Here is a 21,179-nt window from a genome sequence, read left to right on the forward strand (position 1 = left end):
GAGGCATGAGTGACGTGCCGTTCGGGTTCAGCCCGCACGACCCCGACGACAAGAGCGGGAAGCCGGGAGACAACCCGTTCGACTTCAGCCAGCTGGGCAACATGCTCAGTCAGCTGGGCTCCATGCTGAGCAACGCGGGGTCGTCGAGCGGGCCGGTCAACTACGACCTCGCGAAGCAGATCGCGTTCCAGCAGCTGTCCTCGACGACGACCACCATCGGGTTCGCCTCCGACCAGTCGAGCGCGGTCACCGACGCCGTGCACCTGGCCGAGATGTGGCTGGACCCGGTCACGTCACTGCCCGCGGGCACCCGCACGACGCAGGCGTGGACGGCGCGCGACTGGATCGAGCGCACCATCCCCACCTGGCAGCGCCTGTGCGACCCGGTCGCGCAGCGCATGTCCGGCGCGTGGGTCGAGGCGATGCCCGCCGAGGCGAAGCAGGCGGCCGGTCCGCTGCTCGCGATGCTCGGGCAGATGGGCGGCATGGCGTTCGGCTCGCAGCTGGGCAACGCGCTCGCGCAGCTCGGCTCCGAGGTGCTCACCTCGACCGACGTCGGCCTGCCGCTCGGGCCCGAGGGCACGTCGGCCCTGCTGCCGGCGAACATCGAGAAGTTCACCGAGGGCCTGGAGCGCCCCGCGTCCGAGGTGATGGTGTTCCTGGCCGCCCGCGAGGCAGCCCACCAGCGTCTCTTCACGCACGTGCCGTGGCTGCGCCAGCGCCTGCTCGACACCGTCGAGGAGTTCGCCAAGGGCATCAAGGTCGACACCTCGGCGCTGGAGCAGCTCGCGGGCCAGATCGACCCGTCGAACCCGGCCTCCATCGAGGAGGCCATGAGTTCGGGCCTGCTCGAGCCGCAGACCACGCCGGAGCAGAAGGCGGCGCTCAACCGCCTCGAGACGCTCCTCGCGCTCGTCGAGGGCTGGGTGGACGTCGTGGTCGACGCCGCCGTCGCCGACCGGCTGCCCGGTGCGCCCGCCCTGCGCGAGACGCTGCGCCGCCGCCGTGCCTCCGGTGGCCCGGCCGAGCAGACGTTCGCGACGCTCGTGGGCCTGGAACTGCGCCCGCGCAAGCTGCGGGCCGCCTCCGCGCTGTGGAAGCTCATCGGCGACCAGCACGGCGTCGAGGTGCGCGACAGCGTGTGGGAGCACGCCGAGCTCGTCCCGACCGCCGAGGACCTCGACGACCCGCTGGAGTTCGCCGAGCGCCTGACCAACACCCGCAAGGCTCTCGAGGACCCGATCGCCGAGCTGGAGCGCACCATGCGCGAGGACGGCGAGAAGGGCGGCAAGCCCGACGAAGCCTGACCTGAGTCCTGAACGCCGCGCCCGGTGAGGAGTTCCCTCACCGGGCGCTTCGCGTTCGGGGCCTCGGCGCACACCGTCGCCGAGTGTTCTTCGTGGTCGATCTTCAGTCTTCCGAGATCCCCCAGCCTGCGGCGGCCGAGAGGCCCTCCAGATAGCCCATGGCCCGCTCGGTCTTCTGGTAGCGGTGGACCCACTCCCAGAAGTCCTTGCCGTGCCCTGGCACCAGCAGGTGCGCGAGTTCGTGCACCAGCACGTAGTCGAGCACCCACGGCGGCACGTCGCGCAGCCGTTCGGACACGCGGATCGTGCCCTCCGTCGGCGTGCACGACGCCCAACGCGTCCGCATGGGCGGCACCCAGCGCACGCTCACCGGTTCGGCCAGCGCGTCGAGATAACGCGCCGACAGTTCGGCGCAACGCGCCATGAGCGCCTCGTCCGATGTGCGCGCAGGGGACTTCCTGCGCGTCTCACTGCGCTGGAGGCGGCTCAACATCTCCGCCACCCAGTGCTTCTCTTCCCCCTTGGTCATCCGTGCCGGCAGAAGGACGACGACGGTGTCGCCCTCCCGGTACGCGCTGACCATGCGGCGGCGCCGGGGGCTCCGCCGCACTTCCACCCGCGGTTCGGCCATGCAGTCACCGTAAACGTCGTCACCGACAATTTTCGGCCCCCAACCGGCGGCAGGCGCGCACCCGGCGGGTGAAGTTCCACCGAACGGCGGCTGGACACGCGCGGGATCGACATGCGCGGTTTCGCACGCCTGCGGAGGTACCGTCGCGCCAAGGTCCCCGAGTGTGTCCGCACTCACAACTGCAAGGGAGGGGCTGTGGCCGACACCTACAACGGCTACTGCGTCAAGTGTCGCGAGAAGCGCGACTTCGACGGAAACGTCGAGGAGACCAATGGGCGGCGCATGGCGAAGGGCACCTGCCCTGTCTGCGGTACGAAGATGACGCGGATCCTCGGCAAGGCCAAGGTCTGACGTTTGCGCTGGCAGGGGGCCCCGCCCCCTGCCAGTCTCTACCCTCGTGGACACAAGACCCCGTGTGCGTGCAGGACTGGCCGTGGTGCGCAGAGCCCCCGGCGTCGTCCAGGTCGGCACCGACCCGAAGCACGCCGTCGTCATCGACTCGCTGCCCGAGGCGGTGGTCGACGAACTGATCACCCTCGACGGCCGCCACACCGTCGCTGAACTGGGTGAAAGACTGAAATCTCGGGGCGAGGACCCCACCCAGCTGAGTGAAGTTCTCGTCTCACTCGAAGAAGCCGGCCTGCTCGACGACGGCCCGCCTTCGAGGGGCGGGACGGCCGCGGTCCACGGGTCCGGGCACCTCGCCCTCTCCATCACTTCGCTTCTGGCTGAATCCAGCGTTCAGCTCGCGCACAACGCCGATCTGACGGTGCTGGCGGCGACGCAGGTCCCCGATCCGAACCTCGTGAGCACGCTGATGGCGTTCCGGACGCCGCATCTGGCCGTGCGCGTGCGTGAGGGCGTGGGCATCGTCGGACCGCTGGTGCTGCCCGGCCGTTCTTCCTGCCTGAACTGCGCGGACCTGCACCGCGCCGACCAGGATCCGGCGTGGCCCGTCATCGCCGCCCAGCTCGCGAACCGACCGGCCTCCACCGACGTGCTGTTCGCGTCGGGAACGGCGGCGCTGGCGGTGGCGCAGATCCTGGAGTCGTTGATCTACGTCCGCGGCCGCGACCTGGCTCCGCCGCCCGTGCTGAACGCCACTCTCGAACTCGACCTCGCGGCGGGCGTCGCTGAGAGGCGAAGCTGGTATCCGCACCCTGACTGTCAGTGCTCCGCACATAACATGGCCGAGTGACCGAGATTCCGCGCAAGGCCGTGCAGCGCACCGCCAAGCTGGCGAGCCTCCCGCTCGGGGTGGCCGGCCGGGTTGTCGGCGGCTGGGGGAAGCGACTGACCGGACGCGCGGCCGACGAGGTCAACGCCGAGGTGACGGCCAAGACGGCGGAACAGGTCTTCGCGGTGCTGGGCCAGCTCAAGGGCGGCGCGATGAAGTTCGGCCAGGCCCTGAGCGTGTTCGAGGCCGCGGTTCCCGACGAGCTGGCGGCGCCGTACCGCGAGGCGCTGACGAAGCTGCAGACCGCCGCCCCGCCGATGCCCGCCCGCACCACGCACCGCGTGCTCGCCGAACAGCTCGGCGCGTCCTGGACGAAGCGCTTCCAGGAGTTCGACGACGACCCGGCCGCGTCGGCGTCCATCGGCCAGGTGCACCGCGCCGTGTGGCACGACGGCCGCGACGTGGCGGTGAAGGTCCAGTACCCCGGCGCGGACGAGGCCCTGCGCGCCGACCTGAAGCAGCTGCTGCGGTTCAGCCGGCTGCTGCAGGCGATCATGCCCGGCACCGACGTGCGCCCCCTGCTGGAGGAGCTGCGCGACCGGTACCTGGAGGAGCTCGACTACCGCGACGAGGCCGCGAACCAGCGCACGTTCGCGAAGGCCTTCGAGAACGACCCGCACGTGCTGGTCCCCCGCGTCATCGCCTCGTCGCCCAAGGTCATGGTGACCGAGTGGACGTCGGGCGTGGGCCTGGCCCACATCATCCGCGAGGGCACCGCGGAGGACCGCGACCTGGCGGGCCAGCTGCTCGCCGAGTTCCACTTCTCGGCCCCGTCGCGCTCGGGCCTGCTGCACGCCGACCCGCACCCCGGCAACTTCATGCTGGGCGACGACGGCCGCCTGCGCGTGCTCGACTTCGGCGCCGTCGCCCGCCTGCCCGACGGCCTGCCGAAGACGCTGGGCCTGATGACCAGGCTGGCGCTGGACGGCCGCTCCGCCGACCTGGTCGAGCTGCTGCGCACCGAGAACTTCATCCGCGAGGGCATGGAACTGCACGGCGAGGACGTGCTCGGCTACCTGGCGCCGTTCGTGGAGCCGCTGCGCGCCGAGTCGTTCCACTTCACCCGCCGCTGGCTGCAGTCGCAGGCCGAACGGGTGGGTGATCTGCGCAGCCCGGACTCGCAGACGGGCCGTTCGTTGAACCTGCCGCCGCAATACCTGCTGATTCACCGCGTGACAATGGGAGCGACGGGCATTCTCTGCCAGTTGGACGCCCATGTGACCGCACGCGAAATCGTCGCGCGCTGGCAGCCGGGATTCGACGACTAACTCGTCCGAGTGAACCCGGCCGAAGTTGTCCACAGGTTGGCTTCAGCCCCACTTCGCCTGTCCTCCCCTGCGCCACGATGAACGCATGACACACATCGCGACCACCGCTGAGCTGCGCAAATCCGGTATCTCCTCGCGGGAGGTCCTGCGCCACTGCACCCCCGCCGGGTCGTGGCAGCAGCTGCTGCCCGGCGTCGTTCTGACCAAGCCGTCACCGGCGACCAGGCTTGATCGGCTGCGCGCCGTCCTTTCCTTTGCCGGGCCTTCCTCGGTGATCACGGGAGCCGACGCACTGGTTCGCCAAGGCGCCGTACTTCCCCTTCCGCGGCACATTCACGTGCTCGCGGGAAGTAATGCGCGAAGAGCACATCCGTGGATTCTGCTCGAACGCACGAGCCGTCCGCCGGACGTGGTGGAGCGGCACGGGCTTCGGCTGGCCGGTCCCGCGCGGGCTGCTCTGGACCTCGCTCGGCGAGAGCTGAACCCGCGGGCCGTCACAGAGATCCTCGACGCCGTGGTGGGGGCGCGGCTGTGCTCGCCGGCGGATCTCGCGGAGGAGTTGCGGGTGAGCAGCCGGAGGGGAACGGCGCTGGTCAGGCGGGCCTTAAGCCACCTCTACCCGACCTGACGCCACTTGCGGCAGGTGCGGCCGCAAGTCGGCAAGGTCATGTTCGGCGTCGCGCGGGCACTGCCGCCCGGTCTCGGAGGCGGCCCCTCACTCAGGCGGCATGCCTTCACCGACGAGGTTTTGCTTCGCCTCAACCGCCGCGCGACCCCGCTAGCCGACTCCACCCGATCGGACCGCCGACCCCACCACACCCGAGACACCGCAGGTCAGCCGCCACGGTCCTGATCACCGGCAGCATGCCGAGAGCCGCGCGATTCCTCTCGCCGACCCACCCGAGTGGACCGCCGACCTTCACCACATCCGAAACGCCACAGGTCCACCAACGCGGTCCTGACCACCGAAGGCATGCCAGGCGTCGCACGACCCCCGCTCATCAACCCCACCCGAGCGGACCACCACCACATCCGGAACGTCGCAGGTCAGCACGCTCCTGACCACCGAAGGCACGCCAGGCACCGCGCGACCCCGCTCGCCAACCCCACCCCAGCGGACCACCACCACATCCGGAACGTCGCAGGTCAGCACGCTCCTGACCACCGAAGGCACACCGGGCACCGCACGACCCCGCTCACCAACCCACCCCAGCGGACCACCGACCACCACCACACCCAAGACACCGCAGGTCAGCCAGCACGGCCCTGACCACCGGCCACATGCCGAGCGCCGCGCCAGCGCCACCTGCAGACAACGGAGGCAGACCTCATCCCTCACACCCAGCGGACGACGTTCACCAACGCGGCCCACATCCGCGAACCCGCGTCACCTCACCCGCCGCGCGACCCGCGGACCAGGTGAGTCAGCGCCAGTACTCGTCCGGCAGCTTGCCCTCGATGTCCCGCACGTGGGTCTTCGAGCACACCTGACACAACCACCGGATCGAGCCACCGGTCCGCTCGGACGACCAGGCCAGGAACTCCAGGTCGGAAACGGAAGAACGCAGCCGCCCGCATCTGTGGCAGGCGGTCACCGGCGCCGTCCCACGTGAACGGTGTCGGTCTCCAGCAGGAAGACGTCCTCGCGGGCGCCCGCGTACTCCGAGTCGGAGGGGTTGAGCAGGCGGCGCAGTGCGTCGCGGTCGGCCGGGTGCAGGTGCGGGCCGGTGATCTCGGACAGCCAGGTCAGGCGGTCGACCGCCCAGTCGCGGACGAGTTGCTTGGCCGGGGCCGGGTGGTCGACGACGAAGCTGAAGGCGCTGATCTCGCCGAGGCCCGCGTCGGCCAGGGCCACGTTCCAGCCGACCGGGAGGCGGACGGAGCCCTTCATGTTCTCGCGCATCGCCGTGAACCACGACGCGCGGGCCGCGGCCATGCGGTCCTGGAGGCCGGGTGAGCCGACGCCGAGGTCCCACGGGAGGAAGCGGGTTTCGAGGCCGCCTTCCGCGAGTGCCAGCCAGCCGCCGGGAGCCAAGGCTTCTACCAGGCGTTTCACCCCGCGCAACTGATCAGGGAGGTGGTGGATCACCCGCGAGCCCCAGATGAGCTCGACCGGGCCCGCGAACGACAGCGGGTCTTCCGCGGCGAGGTCTGCCAGCACGGGCTTCACCGTGACGACGCCATCGCCTTCGGTGCGGGCCGCGGCGCACGCGGCGTCCAGCAGTTCGGGCGTGGCGTCGACCAGCACGAGGACGCCTCCGCCGTGCTCGCGCAGGGCCGAGACGAGCGGCACGCTCATCGAGCCGGCGCCGCAGCCGACGTCCATCACCACCGGCGAGTCCGGCAGTGGGGCGACGAGCCTGCGCGCGACCGAGGACAGGGCCTCCGCCTGCAGCGAGCCGTAGCGCCTCATCGCGTGGAGGCGGGCGGACCAGTCGATTCCGTCGTGAGTGTGGTGCGGCACAAAGGGAACGGTACGGAGGAACGGCCGAGGCCGCCATCCACCTTCTCGTGGATGACGGCCTCAGCTCGAGACTGTCAGAGGTCGAAGCGAGCCGCTCTGCGTCCCGCCCATCGCGACAACCTGCGCCAACGTTGCGCTGACGCGAGGCGGTTCGCCAGGCGTTGCTCTTCAGCGAACCTCTGGGCTTCTTGTATTCGTATTCGCACGAGTTCTTCATTCAGAGACATGGGTGTCAGGCCCTCGTTCAGGTAGGTGGGGAACGCGCTGTTGCTGAGCTGGTCGGTGTTCACGCCGCCGCCTCCGTCTTGCTGGCAGTGACAACGGTCGCGTCCTTGCGCGGACGGCCACGAGGGCGCTTCCGCGCGATGACGACACCGCGCTCGAAGATCTCTCCACCCCAGACGCCCCAAGGCTCGTGACGTGCGATCGCGCCGGCGAGGCACTCCGCGAGGACCGGGCAGGTCCCGCAGAAGGACTTCGCCTTCTCGAGGTCAGCAGGCGCGTCGGCGAACCAGAGGTCGGGGTTGTGGGTGCGGCAGGGGATGTCCAGCCCCTCCGCGAGGTCCGGAAGTGTCTCGCCCGTGAGCGGGACAGTCGCGGTCAACATCAGGGTTTTCTCCTTGTGTGGGGTACAGCAAAAAACACGAAAGCCGCGGACTCTTGGCGAGTCCGCGGCTTTCGTGAGCCTGGTGGTCCTTCGACCCTCTAGGGGGTCGGCAGGAGCCTTCTCACTTGATGCGCGGACAGCGCATTCGTGTAGTTGTCGACGTCATCGATGACCGGCAGCGCGATCGACTGCTCGCTGCCCAGTTCCGAGACAGTCAGAGCGGTGCCGCGCAGAGCGGTGCCCCGCTCGCGGCCCAGCAGTGCCACTGGCTTGTGGGCAGAGGTGTGCCACATGGCCTGAGCGGATGCGGACGTGCAGATGCCCTCGGTCAACGGGAGGCCGAGCGCGCGAGAGATGCTGAAGATCTTCACAACGGGCCACCTCCTCCGAACGAGAGAGCTCTGCATCGAGAGCTAGTAGTAGTTCTTCTTCCCCAGACGGGTCCTCCGGACCCGGCATGAGCAGGTTATGACCCCGTACCTGGGGCTCGCAACCTATTTAACGAAACTTGTCCCGATCAGGTGGCGGAGTACCCGACACCGGCTCGGACCAGGCCCAACACGTCGTCACCGAACTTATCAAGCTTGGAGGCGCCGATGCCCGAGATCGCGACGAGTCCGGCCGAATCCGTGGGTCGCTGCTCCGCGATCGCCACCAGGGTCGCGTCGGTGAAGACGACGTACGCGGGCACCTTGAGCTCCCGCGCCCGTCCCGCACGCCATCGGCGCAGCGACTCGAGCAGCTCTTCGTCCACATCGGACGGGCAGGACCTGCATCGGCCGAGCTTGACGGCCTGCGCCTCGACCAGCGTCGACGCGCACACCCGGCAGGTCGGCTTCTCCTTCTTCATGAGAGGAGGACGCTGCGCGCCACCGGATACGCGTGCGGCGGGGTGGTTCTCGGGAACGAGGTTGTAGAGGAACCGCGACCGGCGGCGGTACTTGCGCCCACCGGCCGCGCGCGCCAAGGCCCACGACAGCCAGATGTGCTCACGCGCGCGTGTGACACCTACATACAGAAGGCGGCGTTCTTCCTCGATCTTCGCGTCGTCGCCGTCGGCGTACTGGATCGGCATCGTGCCCTCGACCAGTCCGACGAGGAACACGGCGTCCCATTCGAGGCCCTTCGACGCGTGCAGCGACGCCAGCGTCACACCTTCGACCGTCGGCGGGTGCTGCGCCTCGGCCCGCACGTCCAGTTCCACGCAGAACCGCAGCAGGTCGGCGTCGGGCGTGGTGACGGCGAACTCCTCGGCGAGTTCGACCAGCGCGAGCAACGACTCCCAGCGTTCGCGGGCGGTGCCACCGGTCGGCGGCTCGTCGGTCAGCCCGACGCGGTGCAGCACCGAGCGGACGACCTCGGGCAGGCTCCCCGAGACCTCGCCCGACGAGCGCAGCGTGATCATCGCTTGGCGGATCTCGGCGCGCTCGAAGAAGCGTTCGCCGCCGCGCACCAGATAAGGGATGCCGAGCCCGGCGAGCGCCTGCTCGTACGCCTCGGACTGCGCGTTGACGCGGTAGAGGATCGCGATCTCGGACGCCGCGACGCCCTCGTCGAGCAGCGTCTTGATGCGACCGGCGACGGCGTCGGCCTCGCTCGGCTCGTCGTCGAACTCGTGGAACCGCGGCTTCGGCCCCTCCGGCCGCTGCCCGATCAGCTGCAGCCGGGAGCCGGCGGGACGCCCGCGCGCCCACTTGATCACGTCGTTGGCCAGTTCCACGACCTGCGGCGTCGACCGGTAGTCCCGCTCCAGCCGCACGACGACCGCCTCGGGAAACCTCCGCCCGAAGTTGAGCAGCGGTTGCGGCGAGGCGCCCGCGAACGAGTAGATGGTCTGGTTCGCGTCGCCGACCACGGTCACGTCGTCGCGGTTGCCCAGCCACGAGTCGAGCACGCGCTGCTGCAGCGGCGTCACGTCCTGGTACTCGTCCACGACGAAGCAGCGGTAGCGGTCGCGGAACTCCTGCGCGACCTCCGCGTTGTCCTCCAGCGCACCGGCCGTGTAGAGCAGCAGGTCGTCGAAGTCGAGCAGCTGCGCCTCGTTCTTGAGCTGCTCGTAGGTCGTGTAGAGCTTCATGATCTGCTCGGCGGGCGCCGGGATGTCCCGCGCGGCGCGAGCGGCGGCGACCGGGTAGTCCTCCGGCGTCAGCAGCGAAGCCTTCGCCCACTCGATCTCACTGGTGAGGTCGCGCAGCGCGTCCGGCTCCGTCGGCAGTCCCAGCCTGGTCGCGGCGCGGGCGACGACGCGGATCTTCTGGTCGACCAGTTCCCAGCGCGGACCGCCGATGACGCGCGGCCAGAAGTAGCGGAGCTGGCGTGAAGCGGCGGCGTGGAACGTCACGGCCTGTGCGCCGTGCACGTCCAGAGAGCGCAAACGTGTGCGCATCTCCCCTGCGGCGCGCTTGGTGAACGTGACGGCCAAGACCTGCGACGGAGCGACGTGGCCGCGCTGGCACAGGTAGGCGATGCGGTGCGTGATGGTGCGCGTTTTGCCGGTACCGGCACCCGCGAGCACGCACACGGGGCCGCGTGGGGCCTCGACCGCGGCGCGCTGTTCAGGATCAAGACCCTCCAGCAACGCGTCCATCCCGGCAGTCTCGCAGACGGCCGATGCGAGACTGATACCACCGCGCCGTATCCTGTCCACATGGCTGGTAAGCAGGACAAGGCGGCGGCAAAGGAAGCGGCGAAGGTTCGCCGCGCGGCCTCACGCGAACGGCGCAAGCAGATCTTCGAGGCGTTCAAGATGCAGCGCCGCGAGGACAAGGCGCTCATTCCGATGATGCTGGGCGCCCTGCTGGGCGTCACCGCGATCGCCGTGGTCCTGGGCATCGTCTTCAACGCGGTCTGGATGTTCGTGCCGCTGGGCGTCGCGATCGGCGCGCTGCTGGCCGTGATCATCTTCGGCCGCCGCGTGCAGAGCAACGTCTTCCGCAAGGCGGACGGCCAGCCGGGCGCGGGCGCCTGGGCCCTGGAGAACCTGCGCGGCCGCTGGCGCGTCACCCCCGCCGTCGCGGGCACCACGCAGCTCGACGCCGTGCACCGCGTGCTGGGCCGGCCGGGCGTCGTCCTGGTCGCCGAGGGCGCCCCGCAGCGGGTGAAGCCGCTGCTCGCGCAGGAGAAGAAGCGCATCTCCCGCGTCGTCGGCGAGACCCCGATCTACGACTTCATCATCGGCACCGAAGAGGGCCAGGTCCCGCTGAAGAAGCTCCAGTCGAAGCTGATGAAGCTGCCGCGCAACATCACGGCGGCCCAGGTCGACACGCTGGAGACCCGCCTCGCCGCGCTGGCCAGCCGTGGCGCCGCACTGCCCAAGGGCCCGATGCCGGCCGGTGCCAAGATGCGCAACGTCCAGCGCGCCATGCGCCGCCGGGGCTGACCGAACCCGCTCCCACCAGCACGAAGAGGCCCGCCGCACATCAAGTGCGGCGGGCCTCTTCACGTTCTCGGTCTAGCGGACCTTGATGACGACGGTGCCCGCGGCCTTGTCGTGCAGGCAGCGGCCGTCCGCGTCCCAGACCAGCGCCGGGATCAGCGGGAAGATGAGCACGGTGCGCAGCAGTGCGCGCGGCAGGTGCACGAACGTCTTGCCGTCGATCCGAGCCACTCGCAGCCCGAGCAGCGCGTGCCCCGGCGTGAACCCGAAGAACGCCACCGCGACCACGGTGATCACGAACCAGGCCAGCAGGCTCCAGTTCTTCGGCAGGTCGGGCTGGGTGAACACGGCCGCGACGCCGGCGGCCAGCAGGAAGTCGACGAAGATGGCGGCCGTGCGCCGCCCGATCGAGGCGATGGAGCCAGGCCCCTTCTCGGGGAAGCCGTGCCGCTCGCCTCGCCAGCGTTGTTGCGTGCCGTCGTTCGAGTCGTCACCCGGCGACAGCACCGAATTGGGTCCAGACAGCCACGAACCGGTCCACCTGCTCACCCCACCAGAGTAAAGCCGTGCTCAACGGGTGAGCACGGGCAGGTCGCCTTGCCTGGTTGAGCACTCCCGTTAACACTGGCGAAACATCGGAGTGACGGACGGGCAACACCGCCCGCATACGGTCGCACGCGATGGCCAGCCGTATTCCATAGCCAAGGAGTCGACGAGGGTGTTCAAGAATTCCGACGAGGTGCTGAAGTTCATCACCGACGAGGGCGTCAAGTTCGTCGACGTGCGGTTCAGCGACCTGCCAGGCGTGATGCAGCACTTCACGCTGCCCGCCAAGGCGTTCGACGCCGACGCGATCGAAGAGGGACTCGCCTTCGACGGCTCCTCCGTGCGCGGCTTCCAGTCCATCCACGAGTCGGACATGCTGCTGCTGCCCGACCTGTACACCGCGCGTCTCGACCCGTTCCGCATCGAGAAGACGCTGATCGTCAACTTCTTCGTGCACGACCCGTTCACGCGTGAGGCGTACAGCCGCGACCCGCGCAACATCGCGCGCAAGGCCGAGCAGTACATCACCGACTCGGGCATCGCGGACACCGCGTACTTCGGCGCCGAGGCCGAGTTCTACATCTTCGACTCGGTCCAGTTCGACACCACCGCGAACGGCTCCTTCCACAAGGTCGACGCGGTCTCCGGCTGGTGGAACACCGGCCGTGAGGAAGAGGGCGGCAACCTCGGCTACAAGGTCAAGTACAAGGGTGGCTACTTCCCCGTCACCCCGAACGACCACTACGCCGACCTGCGCGACCAGATGGTCCTCAACATGGAGGCCCAGGGCTTCACCGTCGAGCGCGCCCACCACGAGGTCGGCACCGGCGGCCAGGCCGAGATCAACTACAAGTTCAACACGCTGCTGCACGCCGCGGACGACCTGATGCTGTTCAAGTACATCATCAAGAACACCGCCTGGCAGGCCGGCAAGACCGTCACCTTCATGCCGAAGCCGCTGTTCGGCGACAACGGCTCGGGCATGCACACCCACCAGTCGCTGTGGAAGGACGGCTCGCCGCTGTTCCACGACGAGAGCGGCTACGCGGGCCTGTCCGACACCGCCCGCCACTACATCGGCGGCATCCTGCACCACGCGCCGTCGCTGCTGGCCTTCACCAACCCGACGGTGAACTCCTACCACCGCCTGGTCCCCGGCTACGAGGCCCCGGTCAGCCTGGTCTACTCCCAGCGCAACCGCTCGGCGTGCGTCCGCATCCCGATCACGGGCAACAACCCGAAGGCCAAGCGCATCGAGTTCCGCTGCCCCGACTCCTCGGGCAACCCGTACCTCGCCTTCTCGGCGATGGTCATGGCGGGCCTCGACGGCGTGAAGAACAAGATCGAGCCGCCGGCCCCGATCGACAAGGACCTCTACGAGCTCCCGCCCGAGGAGGCCCGCGACGTCAAGCAGGTCCCGGCCACCCTCGACGCGGTGCTGGACAACCTGGAGGCCGACCACGAGTTCCTGCTCGAGGGTGGCGTGTTCACCCCGGACGTGATCGATACCTGGATCTCGTTCAAGCGTGAGCAGGAGATCGACCCGCTGCGTCTGCGCCCGAACCCCTACGAGTTCGCGCTCTACTACGACGTGTGATCGGCGCGGGGCTTTGACCAGCCGTTTCACCGGTTGAAGCCCCGGCCAGGCCGTCTCCAGGCCGTCCAGCGTGGAGAGGCCGCCTGATCGAACGAAGGCCGAGGGCCGGGTGACTGTCTCAGTCGCCCGGCCCTCAGTCGTTTCGTCTTCTACTGTTCCGCCATGACTAGCCCCTGGGTTCCCATCATTACCGGTGGCGCTGCGATCCTCGCTGCACTCATCGCGCTCATCGGAGTCCATTATGGACAGTGGTTCCAAACGCAACGCGAGCACCAGGCTCGGGTCGAGCAGTGGCAACGCGAAGACCGACACAGATTCACCGAACGCAAGCAAGAAATCTACTCCGATCTACTGACCGAACTTCGCAATTGGCATCGAGACCTGACCGACTTTGAACTATCGGAGCTACTCGCTACCAACGCTGCCGTACGACTCGAAAAGTGGGCCAATGTACATGATGATGTTCTCAACTACCCAGAAGGACAGCAGCACATAAACCTTCTACTGAGCAAGGCACAGCTTGTCTCTGAAGTAGTCCGGGAGTCGGCAGTCTCAGTCAGGAAGTCACTTGAAACAGCAACCTGGTATTACAGGGGCGACGCCAGGACAAAGAATGGACCAGATCTTCTCGAGGTGGGCGCACAGTTGACACAACTCGTTGACGTAATGAGAAGCGATCTGCACATCACTCAATAGCCTATGACGCATAGGGCTTTGTTGATAGCCGATCGCGCCTTCTCAAAACTGGACGGCATCGGGTGCATGTACATTCGAAGAGTAAAGGCTGGATCCGCGTGCCCTAGGAACTCAGCCAGCGCTCGTATGCTGATGCCCTGATCAAGAAGCATCGACGCGAAGAAGTGCCGCAGCGCGTGGAACCCTTCTGCGCGTCAAGGGGCGAGCACGCCGGCCTCCACGAACGCGGGTTTCCACACGTGGTGGTTGAACGAGTGCCGGTAGATCTGTTTCGACTCCCGCGCGTAGATCAACAGCGGCACCGTCACGAGCTTGCCGTCTGGAGTCCCCCAAGGCAGCGTGATCGGCAGCGGCTCGAACTTCTGAACGTGCGCGTCGATCGACTCCCCGAGGCTGCTGGCCAGAGGTACGTCCCGAGTCTTCCCGTGCTTCGGCGGAGCAAAGATCATCTTGCCGCGCACGATCTTGATCTGACGCACGACGTGGAGGACACCCTCCGACTCATCCACATCGTCCGACGAGAAGCCGAAGACCTCTCCCCGCCGCAGACCGGCACCCGCGCCAAAGTCCACACCAACGCGGTACCGCTCACCGATCGAGGACCGAACAGCGTGCACTCGTTCGGGCTCCGAAGGAACGATCTTCGGGTACTCGCCATGTGGCTTCTTGACTAGCTTGGCGTTGCACAGGTTCTTGCGAAGGCGTTCGTCATCGACCGCCGCCGTGAAGATTGCTGAAACGTTGGCGAAGATCGTTCGGCGGTACGTCTCCGCCAGGCCCTTCTTCTGGAGCTTCCGGTCCCATGCCTGAATCGTGGACGGCAAGATCACGCGCAACTCGTCGTCCCCGAAGCACGGGAAGACGTGGAGCTTGAGACGAATCTCAACCTGCTCACGAGTCGACTCATCGAACGTCTGCCCGTCGAGCCAGTGTTCCTCCGCGTACTTCCTGAACGCGATCTTCCCCGCGTCGGGGTCGAGGTAAGTCCCCTTGTTCTTGTCGTTTCCATCTCGCGAAGGAATGCCTCCGCTGCGTTCTTCTGGCGGCCGGGGAACGAATTCGTTCGCTCACCACCACCCAGCAACGGGATGCGCACCTTGTAGCGTAATCCCTTGCCATGCAACGAAGTCTGCTCCCGCACACCGTCTTTGACGGTCCACCAGTGGTCTTGCATGTGGCTCATGACAGTCTTCTTTCCTTGTTCGAATTCGAGTTCTGTCAGGCCGCTTCTGCGCTGTTGAACCATTCGCACACCTCGGCCGGGCCCCGACGGAGGTGTTTGCCGACCCTGCGCGCGGGCGGGCCGTATTTCTTGGTTCGCCACCCGCGAATCGTGTGCACGGGCACCCGAGGAAGGCCGAGAGGTCTTCCACTGTCCATAGCGGTTCGACGTTGACATGAGATCCCCCCGGATCAAGCCGCTTGTACCGAAGTTGCTGAATCATTTGGTGCAGGTCACTGAAGAGCGGCGATGACGGCTTGCGCCTGCTCGTACTCCGCTTTCCACTTGAGCCGTTGGGCGACCATCTGCATGAGCAACTCCGCGCGACCGGGGACGTGCGGGTCACCCGCTTGAACCGGCGATCACATCAGTCGCGGCCTGTCGGTCTCCTGTTTCGCGATGCCTGCCGCCGCAAGGGCTTCCTTCACGAAGGCCGCCCGGTCGGACTTGTGTTCGGCGAGGGTCTTCCCCGACCAACGCCGCGACACGAGCACACGCCGGCTGAGCGTCTCCCTGCGGTGCGCTTTGGACCGGCAGCGCCCCGGAGCCGTTCGGGAGTGAGCGCCCTTAGGCTGCGCGCCGTACGCCAGCCAGACCGCGCACCGGTCCGAGCACGGCGTGACGGCCAGCTCTGCCGCCAACCGGTCAGCGTGATTAGAGGTCCGAGACGACGCGTCCGCGTGCACCAGCTCGGAGATCGACTTGACCAGGTACTTGGTCAGGTAGCCGATGTGGCGTCCGGCTTCCTAGCTACCGCCGAGGATTCCCTTGGAGTGGACCTGTGCGCCGAACTCAGCCACGTGTGCTGGGGCGTAACCGGGTATCGCCGATGACCCCAAGCTAGCCGCAAGCGCCAACCCACCAGGTCAGTTGCGTCCAACACACTCAAACGCCTCCAGAAACCCCAGCAGAGCCTTCTGGATAGAGTCCCTCCTCTGCTAGGAAGATGCGCATGTTTCGCAAAGCCAGCACCTGATAGTTCTGCACCGTGCGCACAGCCACGCTCAGAGCCTCCGCGACTTCGGCGCTGGTCAGCCCAACCATGACCCTCAGTACGAGAACTTCTCGCTGACGCTCTGGAAGACGATGAAGCAGTTTTTCCAGCTCTGCGGCCCCATACGCGCCCAGGTCCACCTGCTCCGACCCTGGTCTGGACTCAACTTGCGCTGGAAGCACCGCGACCGGTTCGGCACGGTGAAGAGCGAACGCACGGTTAGCGTCAACGAGCTTTTGTGCGGCGATGCCATACACGAAAGCAAGGAAAGGGCGTCCCTGCTCTCGATAGTTCGGCATAGCAGTCAGCACTGCCAGGCATACATCTTGCGCCAAATCGTCCGCAATGGCTTGAGCAGGCCCAACTCTGGCCCGGCAGTACCTGACTATAAGGGGCTGAATCTCCCGAAGTAGCCGATCTGTGGCTCTTCGATCTCCAGCAATAGCGGCCTGAATCGTCTCTTTAGAAAGAGCGGGCCTTGAGTTAACGGCACTGCCAACCTCAGCCTTGGACGCCTCGAAAGGCCCCGGAAGCAGATTGTCTTCAACGGCGCGTTTGTAGAGATCGATGCGGGTCCGCGCCGGCCTGTCCACAGCGTCGTACTTCAAGCGTGCCCGATGCAGGTACTGCTGCACCGTCGTAACCCTCAATCCCATTCGACGGGCGACTTGATCGGCGACGTTTCCCTCAGCGAACAGACCAACAACTTCTCGCTCCCGCGGACTAAGGCCAGGGAGCTGGTTTGACGTTGCGACTGAAAGACCATCGGGCTGGGCCGCTGCATCGTGTTCGGTGGCGCTTAGCTCAACGGTGCTTGCATCAATCTCAGAGACCGATAGTGACGTGTTGCGCTGAGCCACCCAGGTGCGAAGAAGATCACCGCACGGGACACAGACGCCGAGCTGATGATCGCCGAAGTGGATCGTGCGGCTCACTGGGTTCCCGCAGCGAACTCCTGCAACCTCAAATCCACAGCCGGTCGCGTCATGACGCGATCGCGCACGCCTCGCTGCAGATCGACAGGTGGCGGAACAAAACCGACGAGGCCGGCCAATCAGCACTGGCGCAGGCAGGGGGGCCCCACACTGCTCACAACTGACCGGTTGATGCATCGCAGCTCCCAAGTTTCGTGCCGCACCTTAGAGCACGATATAGAAGCAGCAGGCGTCTTGCCAGCGGATACACCACACCGACAACACAGTAACGTGCTGTTGGGTCATGCGAACTGCCGTCGTGACCCCACAGGGCGACACCCTGACACTGAGCACAAGCCGTATGCGAGTCGCGCGCCACGCGGCTATCAAACCGGCGTGAAGAGTAAGAAGAGCCCGCACCTGGGTGGCGCGGGCTCCAAGGGTTAGCGATCAGGCCTGGTCGGGCTTACTGAAGATCACATCACCCAGCATGACGAGGGCCCTCGCCACGACGGCGGGGGCTTCGTGCTTTGTGAGCACTAGGCCCGCCTCGGTAGCAAGCAGGAGCTTGCGCACCCACTTCCACCATTGGGGCCCTGTCCCTTCGAGGCATCTGACCCACCTTTGTCGCCTGCCCGCCGGTGAGGTCGGGAGCGGCTCGGGTGGGTCTTCTTCTCTGTCGTGCTCTCGGTCGCGCTGACCCATCCCGTTCCCCTTCTGATCAAGCTCGGCTCGCTGCCGAACGTTCACTCGCAGCGAGATGAGGAATTGATCAGTTGGGTAGACGATCAGGACGAAGATCGACCAGAGCCGCCACTGGGTGGGACGGCAGGTACAAGAGTTCCGTACGTGAACCGGGAGTTCAAGGAAAACAGCAATGATCGACGCGTATCGATCATTACGACACCACCAAAGTTGATCACCGATCTGGGTTGCCTACACCCCGAATCGCTTGTCACACAAGGAATCCAGGGCCGATCCGATTGACCTGGAATTACTTGCTCCGCATCAAGCAAGCTATGCGCTCACGACTTTCGGATGGTCGGCAAGCTGTCATGATCGCCACATCGGGCCCACACCGCCAGTGCGCCGCATTCGATACCCATACGGCGGAGAACCAGCAGCGCAAGTAGTACCCAGGCTATGCGCAGCATGTCCCAGCCTCATGCAGAACCAGCAGTCAGCGAGCTCACATCAGAGGTTGTGCGCTGCAGCGTGCAAGCCTGACGGAATCGGTCACCACAACGACCGAGATGCACTGCTGAATTCAGCTCTATGGGATCAAGGCGCCGCCGTCGGCAGCGCGCGGCGGGCCAGTCGCCTACCAGCGCGGCCAGCATCCATCCGGGCACGTCGGGCTCTCGCTTCGCTCCGCCCGCTGGCCACGGCGGCGCGGTCCCCGGCGGTGGCGTGGCCAGCGCGCCGCCAACAGCGGAATCAGCTATCGGCCCACACCAGTCGGGACGATCGCACCGTGGTCAAGCTGATCGAGCTAGGCACGGCGATCGACTGCCGCGACGGCTACGCCGCCTTGCCATCGGCTCAAGGCCTCGGTCGCTTCGACCGCATGTCCACGGTCAGGGCAGCTACGGCCACCAGCCCCCAAACAACCAAGATGATCGGAAGCTCAAAGAGGTCCGAGAGTCCGTAAGTCGTGATCAAGGCGTGGGACACGAACCCACCTGCGAGCGGCCCGACGGCCAACACAAAGAGCCCCGCAACGCAGCCAGGTGATCTGTTGTCCACGACACAGCCTCCTCCCGGATACCAGCCATATCGCCCAGCTCAGGCCGTTGTTTCAGGATGCGTCGATCTAGCCAAGATCAGGCCGTCTCCAGGCCGTCAAACGTGGATCAGCATCGATCAACGACGGCAAACGCCGAGAACAAACCAGCAGGTCAGGCTAGGTGCGAAATCGCGAACCGCAGCTAGCCGGCCACCAGCGACAAACCTACGACGTGTGATCGGTTGAGCTTTGCGTTGAAGGCCCGGCGGGAACTCCCGCCGGGCTTTCGGCCTTTTCTAGGTGCCGAGCAGCGTCACGGTGGACGACACCCCGTTCATCCCCTCGCTGACCCGGACGTTGGAGACCAGGACCTCGGCCTCGCCGCCGGTCGGCAGCTTGATCCGGGCCTCACCACCGGTCAGCTCCTCCATGGCGGTGCCGGCGCCGGACAGCTGCCAGAGCCCGCCGTCGTTCACCGTCTCGATCAGGTCCACCCGGTCCAGCTCGACCGCGTTGCCGTCCGCGTAGACGAGCCGGGCCGGTCCTGAGTAGCTGAACATCACTTCTCCTCTTCGAGGTCTCCCCGACTCCCTGACACACGGGCGGGGAGGCGGCGGGGTTCATCGAGCAGGAAGCGACGGCCGCGTGATAGAGGTTGCGGCGTGACGCAGTGGACGGTGCACGGCACCCGCAGGATCTACGAGTCGGAGTGGATGAGCGTCGACCTCGACGACGTCGAGATCCCCGAAGGCGAGCGGTTCGAGCATCACGTGTTGCGGTTGCCGTTCGCCTCGACGGCGGTGGTCGTGGTGCGGGATGAGCACGTGTTGCTGATGTGGCGTCATCGGTTCACGACCGACGTGTGGGGCTGGGAGATTCCCGCTGGCCGGCTCGAGGCGGGCGAGACGGCCGAGACCGCCGCGGTGCGGGAGACCGAGGAAGAGACCGGGTACCGGGTCGGTGTCGAGCCGTTGGTGACGATCAACCCGTTGAACGGCCTCAGTTCTCACACCACGCACGTCTTCATCGGCACTAACGCGGTCAAGGTGGGCGAGCACGATCCCGCCGAGGCCGCGCGGGTGGAGTGGGTGCCGCTCAACGAGATTCCCGCGATGATCCGAAAAGGACTCGTTCCCTGCGGGATCACTCTGGCAGCGCTCAGCACCTACCTCACGCTGAAAGCCTCGCCCTGACCTCCATCAGGGCCTCCCCGAGCAGGTTCAGGCCGAGCCACGTGGACGGGTCCTGAGCGCGCGGGTCGGACTCGACGAGGCCGATGCCCCACACGCGGTCCTGCGGGCTGGCCTCGACCAGGACGCGGGAGTTCGTGCCCAGCAAGTAGGAACGCAGCGCGGGGTCCTGGCCGAACTTCGCCAGGTTTCCCTCGACGACGATCTCCAGTCGCGCGGATTCCCACGTGGCGTCGGAAAAACCCGACACCTCGCGGCCCAGTGCCTTGGCCTCGCCCGGTGTGCGGGCGGCGAGCACGCGCGAGGCGACTGAGTCGTCGCCGAACAGCAACGCCTTGCGCCACATCATGTAGTGCTCGGCGGACGAGAAGTCCTGGCCCTCGACGGAGAACGTGCACGGCCACCACTGCGAGAGACAGCCTTTGCCGACGCTGCCGTCACGTTCGGGCTGATGACCCCAGAAGAACAGGTACTTCACGGTCATTTCGGCAGCGGGATCCCGGTGACGGTGATCGCGGCGCCGGTCGGTGCGAACTGGCCGGAGATCGACGAGAACGTCAGGGTGAGCGAGTTCACACCGGTGCCGAGCTTCTCGTCGAGGATGACGGTGCCCGAGGCGGTGGTGCCCTGCGTGACGGGGCCGTCCCACTTGCTGCTCGACGCCGCGTAGGTGCGGTTCAGATCGTCCAGGACCGCGATGCCGACCACGGGGAGGGTCATTCTGGCCTGGGAGGCGTTGGTGGCCGTCACGAACAGCTTCACGCGGTTGTTCGCCGCTTCCACGCGAGTGACCTCTATCGTCAGCATGCCGCGCTGCTGCTTGAACGAACCTGTCTGCACCTTCACGTCCGCGGACGGCTCGGTGGTTTCCAGTGCGCCATCAGGCGTTTCGACGACGTTCGACGTGGTCGTCGTGGCGGTGACGTTGGGCTGCGCGGCGGAGTTGCTGCCGTTCAGTGCATATTCGATCACACCGAGTAGTGCCAGCACACCAGCCGCCACGCCCGCGATGGCGATCACGGTCTTTCCTCGGCGCGTGACCCTGCGATGCTGCATGACTTCCTCTGCTAGACCCCCGTGACGAACTACAGCTCCCCCACTGAGCGCGCCTAGTCTCATCTCGATTGGGTGAAACGTCAATGCGCTAGGGTCCGCCCGTGTCTCAAGATGTCGCCGAATTCACGGCTCCGCAGCTGCTCACCACCCACATCTTCGACTCGGCACCCGATGCCCTCGAAGCGGTTCAGGCCGCTGACGTGCTCGACCTCGGTGTCCGGGTCTACAACCGGCTCGTGCCCGACGCCGACGACGCGGAAGCGTTGGAGGAGGAGTGGGTCGTCGAAATTTACACCAGCGCCCCGGCGGTGGACCCGGATTCCGACGAGGACTGAGCAGTTCCAGAAG

General features: G+C 66.7%; 23 protein-coding genes and 1 pseudogene. 10 read left to right on the forward strand and 14 right to left on the reverse strand.

Translation table 11 applies throughout. The annotated features are described in order from the left end of the window. Positions 1-5: 5 nt before the first annotated feature. Positions 6-1,307 (forward strand): zinc-dependent metalloprotease, encoded by a 1,302-nt coding sequence (locus ACIQF0_RS34725; RefSeq protein ID WP_401036731.1) that lies wholly within the window; start codon positions 6-8, stop codon positions 1,305-1,307. Between the two features lie 103 nt (positions 1,308-1,410). Here ACIQF0_RS34725 and ACIQF0_RS34730 read toward each other — a convergent pair whose 3' ends face one another. Beyond that, complete coding sequence (locus tag ACIQF0_RS34730) at positions 1,411-1,938, reverse strand: M48 family metallopeptidase (RefSeq protein WP_360039641.1); 528 nt, start codon at positions 1,936-1,938, stop codon at positions 1,411-1,413. Positions 1,939-2,133: 195 nt separating this feature from the next. Between ACIQF0_RS34730 and ACIQF0_RS34735 the strand changes: the two genes are divergently transcribed. The 4 genes from ACIQF0_RS34735 (at position 2,134) to ACIQF0_RS34750 (ending at position 5,071) form a co-directional block, all read left to right on the forward strand. Then, positions 2,134-2,289 carry a DUF5679 domain-containing protein gene (locus ACIQF0_RS34735; protein WP_169746029.1) on the forward strand — a complete coding sequence of 52 codons (156 nt, stop codon included), beginning with the start codon at positions 2,134-2,136 and terminating at the stop codon, positions 2,287-2,289. A gap of 82 nt (positions 2,290-2,371) precedes the next feature. Further along, a complete protein-coding gene (locus ACIQF0_RS34740) occupies positions 2,372-3,136 on the forward strand; it encodes a TOMM precursor leader peptide-binding protein (protein WP_360039638.1) in 765 nt (254 codons plus the stop codon). Continuing rightward, positions 3,133-4,443, forward strand: coding sequence for an ABC1 kinase family protein (locus ACIQF0_RS34745; RefSeq protein WP_401036736.1), 1,311 nt, complete (start codon positions 3,133-3,135; stop codon positions 4,441-4,443). The genes ACIQF0_RS34740 and ACIQF0_RS34745 overlap by 4 nt, the downstream gene beginning before the upstream one ends. Before the next feature lie 85 nt (positions 4,444-4,528). Then, positions 4,529-5,071, forward strand: a complete 543-nt coding sequence (locus tag ACIQF0_RS34750; RefSeq protein WP_401036738.1) for a hypothetical protein — start codon at positions 4,529-4,531, stop codon at positions 5,069-5,071. 796 nt (positions 5,072-5,867) lie between these two features. On the opposite strand, the gene ACIQF0_RS34755 is transcribed toward ACIQF0_RS34750, so the two are convergent. From ACIQF0_RS34755 to ACIQF0_RS34775, 5 genes are all read right to left on the reverse strand, one after another. After that, the gene (locus ACIQF0_RS34755; protein ID WP_330270783.1) at positions 5,868-6,038 is read right to left on the reverse strand and encodes a hypothetical protein; all 171 of its coding nucleotides are present in this window, start codon (positions 6,036-6,038) and stop codon (positions 5,868-5,870) included. After that, a complete protein-coding gene (locus ACIQF0_RS34760) occupies positions 6,035-6,907 on the reverse strand; it encodes a methyltransferase (RefSeq protein WP_401036740.1) in 873 nt (290 codons plus the stop codon). Before ACIQF0_RS34760 ends, ACIQF0_RS34755 begins: the two co-directional genes overlap by 4 nt. Positions 6,908-7,193: 286 nt before the next feature. Beyond that, a complete protein-coding gene (locus ACIQF0_RS34765) occupies positions 7,194-7,514 on the reverse strand; it encodes a WhiB family transcriptional regulator (protein ID WP_093598193.1) in 321 nt (106 codons plus the stop codon). 98 nt (positions 7,515-7,612) lie between these two features. Further along, entirely contained in the window at positions 7,613-7,885 is a 273-nt protein-coding gene (locus tag ACIQF0_RS34770; protein WP_401036744.1) for a hypothetical protein, read from the reverse strand. Between the two features lie 146 nt (positions 7,886-8,031). Continuing rightward, positions 8,032-10,101, reverse strand: a complete 2,070-nt coding sequence (locus tag ACIQF0_RS34775) for an ATP-dependent DNA helicase UvrD2 (protein ID WP_401036747.1) — start codon at positions 10,099-10,101, stop codon at positions 8,032-8,034. Between the two features lie 60 nt (positions 10,102-10,161). On the opposite strand from ACIQF0_RS34775, the gene ACIQF0_RS34780 reads away from it, so the two are divergent. Continuing rightward, positions 10,162-10,893 (forward strand): DUF4191 domain-containing protein, encoded by a 732-nt coding sequence (locus ACIQF0_RS34780; protein WP_360039622.1) that lies wholly within the window; start codon positions 10,162-10,164, stop codon positions 10,891-10,893. A gap of 72 nt (positions 10,894-10,965) precedes the next feature. On the opposite strand, the gene ACIQF0_RS34785 is transcribed toward ACIQF0_RS34780, so the two are convergent. Beyond that, entirely contained in the window at positions 10,966-11,439 is a 474-nt protein-coding gene (locus ACIQF0_RS34785; RefSeq protein WP_360039619.1) for an RDD family protein, read from the reverse strand. A 169-nt stretch (positions 11,440-11,608) separates the two neighbouring features. On the opposite strand from ACIQF0_RS34785, the gene glnA reads away from it, so the two are divergent. Together glnA and ACIQF0_RS34795 are read left to right on the forward strand one after the other, a co-directional pair. Continuing rightward, positions 11,609-13,033, forward strand: coding sequence for a type I glutamate--ammonia ligase (gene glnA, locus ACIQF0_RS34790; protein WP_360039616.1), 1,425 nt, complete (start codon positions 11,609-11,611; stop codon positions 13,031-13,033). Between the two features lie 162 nt (positions 13,034-13,195). Further along, complete coding sequence (locus tag ACIQF0_RS34795) at positions 13,196-13,729, forward strand: hypothetical protein (protein WP_401036751.1); 534 nt, start codon at positions 13,196-13,198, stop codon at positions 13,727-13,729. On the opposite strand, the gene ACIQF0_RS34800 is transcribed toward ACIQF0_RS34795, so the two are convergent. The 5 genes and pseudogenes from ACIQF0_RS34800 to ACIQF0_RS34820 all read right to left on the reverse strand — a co-directional run bounded on the left by ACIQF0_RS34800 (position 13,723) and on the right by ACIQF0_RS34820 (position 19,145). Beyond that, complete coding sequence (locus ACIQF0_RS34800; RefSeq protein ID WP_401036754.1) at positions 13,723-13,881, reverse strand: hypothetical protein; 159 nt, start codon at positions 13,879-13,881, stop codon at positions 13,723-13,725. The genes ACIQF0_RS34795 and ACIQF0_RS34800 overlap by 7 nt on opposite strands. Positions 13,882-13,923: 42 nt before the next feature. After that, positions 13,924-14,559, reverse strand: a complete 636-nt coding sequence (locus ACIQF0_RS34805) for a tyrosine-type recombinase/integrase (RefSeq protein ID WP_401036756.1) — start codon at positions 14,557-14,559, stop codon at positions 13,924-13,926. Positions 14,560-15,184: 625 nt separating this feature from the next. After that, positions 15,185-15,760: pseudogene (locus ACIQF0_RS34810) on the reverse strand (replication initiator); the annotation flags it as partial. Positions 15,761-15,836: 76 nt separating this feature from the next. Beyond that, positions 15,837-16,880 carry a sigma-70 family RNA polymerase sigma factor gene (locus ACIQF0_RS34815; protein ID WP_401036758.1) on the reverse strand — a complete coding sequence of 348 codons (1,044 nt, stop codon included), beginning with the start codon at positions 16,878-16,880 and terminating at the stop codon, positions 15,837-15,839. Positions 16,881-18,881: 2,001 nt separating this feature from the next. After that, positions 18,882-19,145 carry a hypothetical protein gene (locus ACIQF0_RS34820; RefSeq protein ID WP_360039613.1) on the reverse strand — a complete coding sequence of 88 codons (264 nt, stop codon included), beginning with the start codon at positions 19,143-19,145 and terminating at the stop codon, positions 18,882-18,884. Between the two features lie 102 nt (positions 19,146-19,247). Between ACIQF0_RS34820 and ACIQF0_RS34825 the strand changes: the two genes are divergently transcribed. Next, positions 19,248-19,778, forward strand: coding sequence for an NUDIX hydrolase (locus ACIQF0_RS34825; protein WP_401036761.1), 531 nt, complete (start codon positions 19,248-19,250; stop codon positions 19,776-19,778). Here ACIQF0_RS34825 and ACIQF0_RS34830 read toward each other — a convergent pair. Together ACIQF0_RS34830 and ACIQF0_RS34835 are read right to left on the reverse strand one after the other, a co-directional pair. Further along, positions 19,756-20,259 (reverse strand): NADAR family protein, encoded by a 504-nt coding sequence (locus ACIQF0_RS34830; RefSeq protein ID WP_401036763.1) that lies wholly within the window; start codon positions 20,257-20,259, stop codon positions 19,756-19,758. The genes ACIQF0_RS34825 and ACIQF0_RS34830 overlap by 23 nt on opposite strands. After that, a complete protein-coding gene (locus ACIQF0_RS34835; protein WP_360039604.1) occupies positions 20,256-20,795 on the reverse strand; it encodes a hypothetical protein in 540 nt (179 codons plus the stop codon). The genes ACIQF0_RS34830 and ACIQF0_RS34835 overlap by 4 nt, the downstream gene beginning before the upstream one ends. 137 nt (positions 20,796-20,932) lie before the next feature. Here ACIQF0_RS34835 and ACIQF0_RS34840 point away from each other — a divergent pair, with 137 nt between their 5' ends. Next, complete coding sequence (locus tag ACIQF0_RS34840) at positions 20,933-21,166, forward strand: hypothetical protein (RefSeq protein ID WP_360039601.1); 234 nt, start codon at positions 20,933-20,935, stop codon at positions 21,164-21,166. Positions 21,167-21,179: the final 13 nt, after the last annotated feature.

Origin of the sequence: Lentzea sp. NPDC092896 (assembly GCF_044754905.1) — a bacterium.
In the GTDB taxonomy this organism is placed as follows: Bacteria; Actinomycetota; Actinomycetes; order Mycobacteriales; family Pseudonocardiaceae; genus Lentzea.

Excerpts from the sequence above, each read along its gene's own strand:
- ACIQF0_RS34800 (WP_401036754.1), bottom strand. The coding sequence starts at position 13,881 with ATGCTTCTTGATCAGGGCATCAGCATACGAGCGCTGGCTGAGTTCCTA.
- ACIQF0_RS34780 (WP_360039622.1), top strand. The coding sequence starts at position 10,162 with ATGGCTGGTAAGCAGGACAAGGCGGCGGCAAAGGAAGCGGCGAAGGTT.
- ACIQF0_RS34750 (WP_401036738.1), top strand. The coding sequence starts at position 4,529 with ATGACACACATCGCGACCACCGCTGAGCTGCGCAAATCCGGTATCTCC.
- ACIQF0_RS34765 (WP_093598193.1), bottom strand. The coding sequence starts at position 7,514 with ATGTTGACCGCGACTGTCCCGCTCACGGGCGAGACACTTCCGGACCTC.
- ACIQF0_RS34730 (WP_360039641.1), bottom strand. The coding sequence starts at position 1,938 with ATGGCCGAACCGCGGGTGGAAGTGCGGCGGAGCCCCCGGCGCCGCCGC.
- ACIQF0_RS34830 (WP_401036763.1), bottom strand. The coding sequence starts at position 20,259 with ATGACCGTGAAGTACCTGTTCTTCTGGGGTCATCAGCCCGAACGTGAC.
- ACIQF0_RS34775 (WP_401036747.1), bottom strand. The coding sequence starts at position 10,101 with ATGGACGCGTTGCTGGAGGGTCTTGATCCTGAACAGCGCGCCGCGGTC.
- ACIQF0_RS34725 (WP_401036731.1), top strand. The coding sequence starts at position 6 with ATGAGTGACGTGCCGTTCGGGTTCAGCCCGCACGACCCCGACGACAAG.
- ACIQF0_RS34820 (WP_360039613.1), bottom strand. The coding sequence starts at position 19,145 with ATGTTCAGCTACTCAGGACCGGCCCGGCTCGTCTACGCGGACGGCAAC.
- ACIQF0_RS34795 (WP_401036751.1), top strand. The coding sequence starts at position 13,196 with ATGACTAGCCCCTGGGTTCCCATCATTACCGGTGGCGCTGCGATCCTC.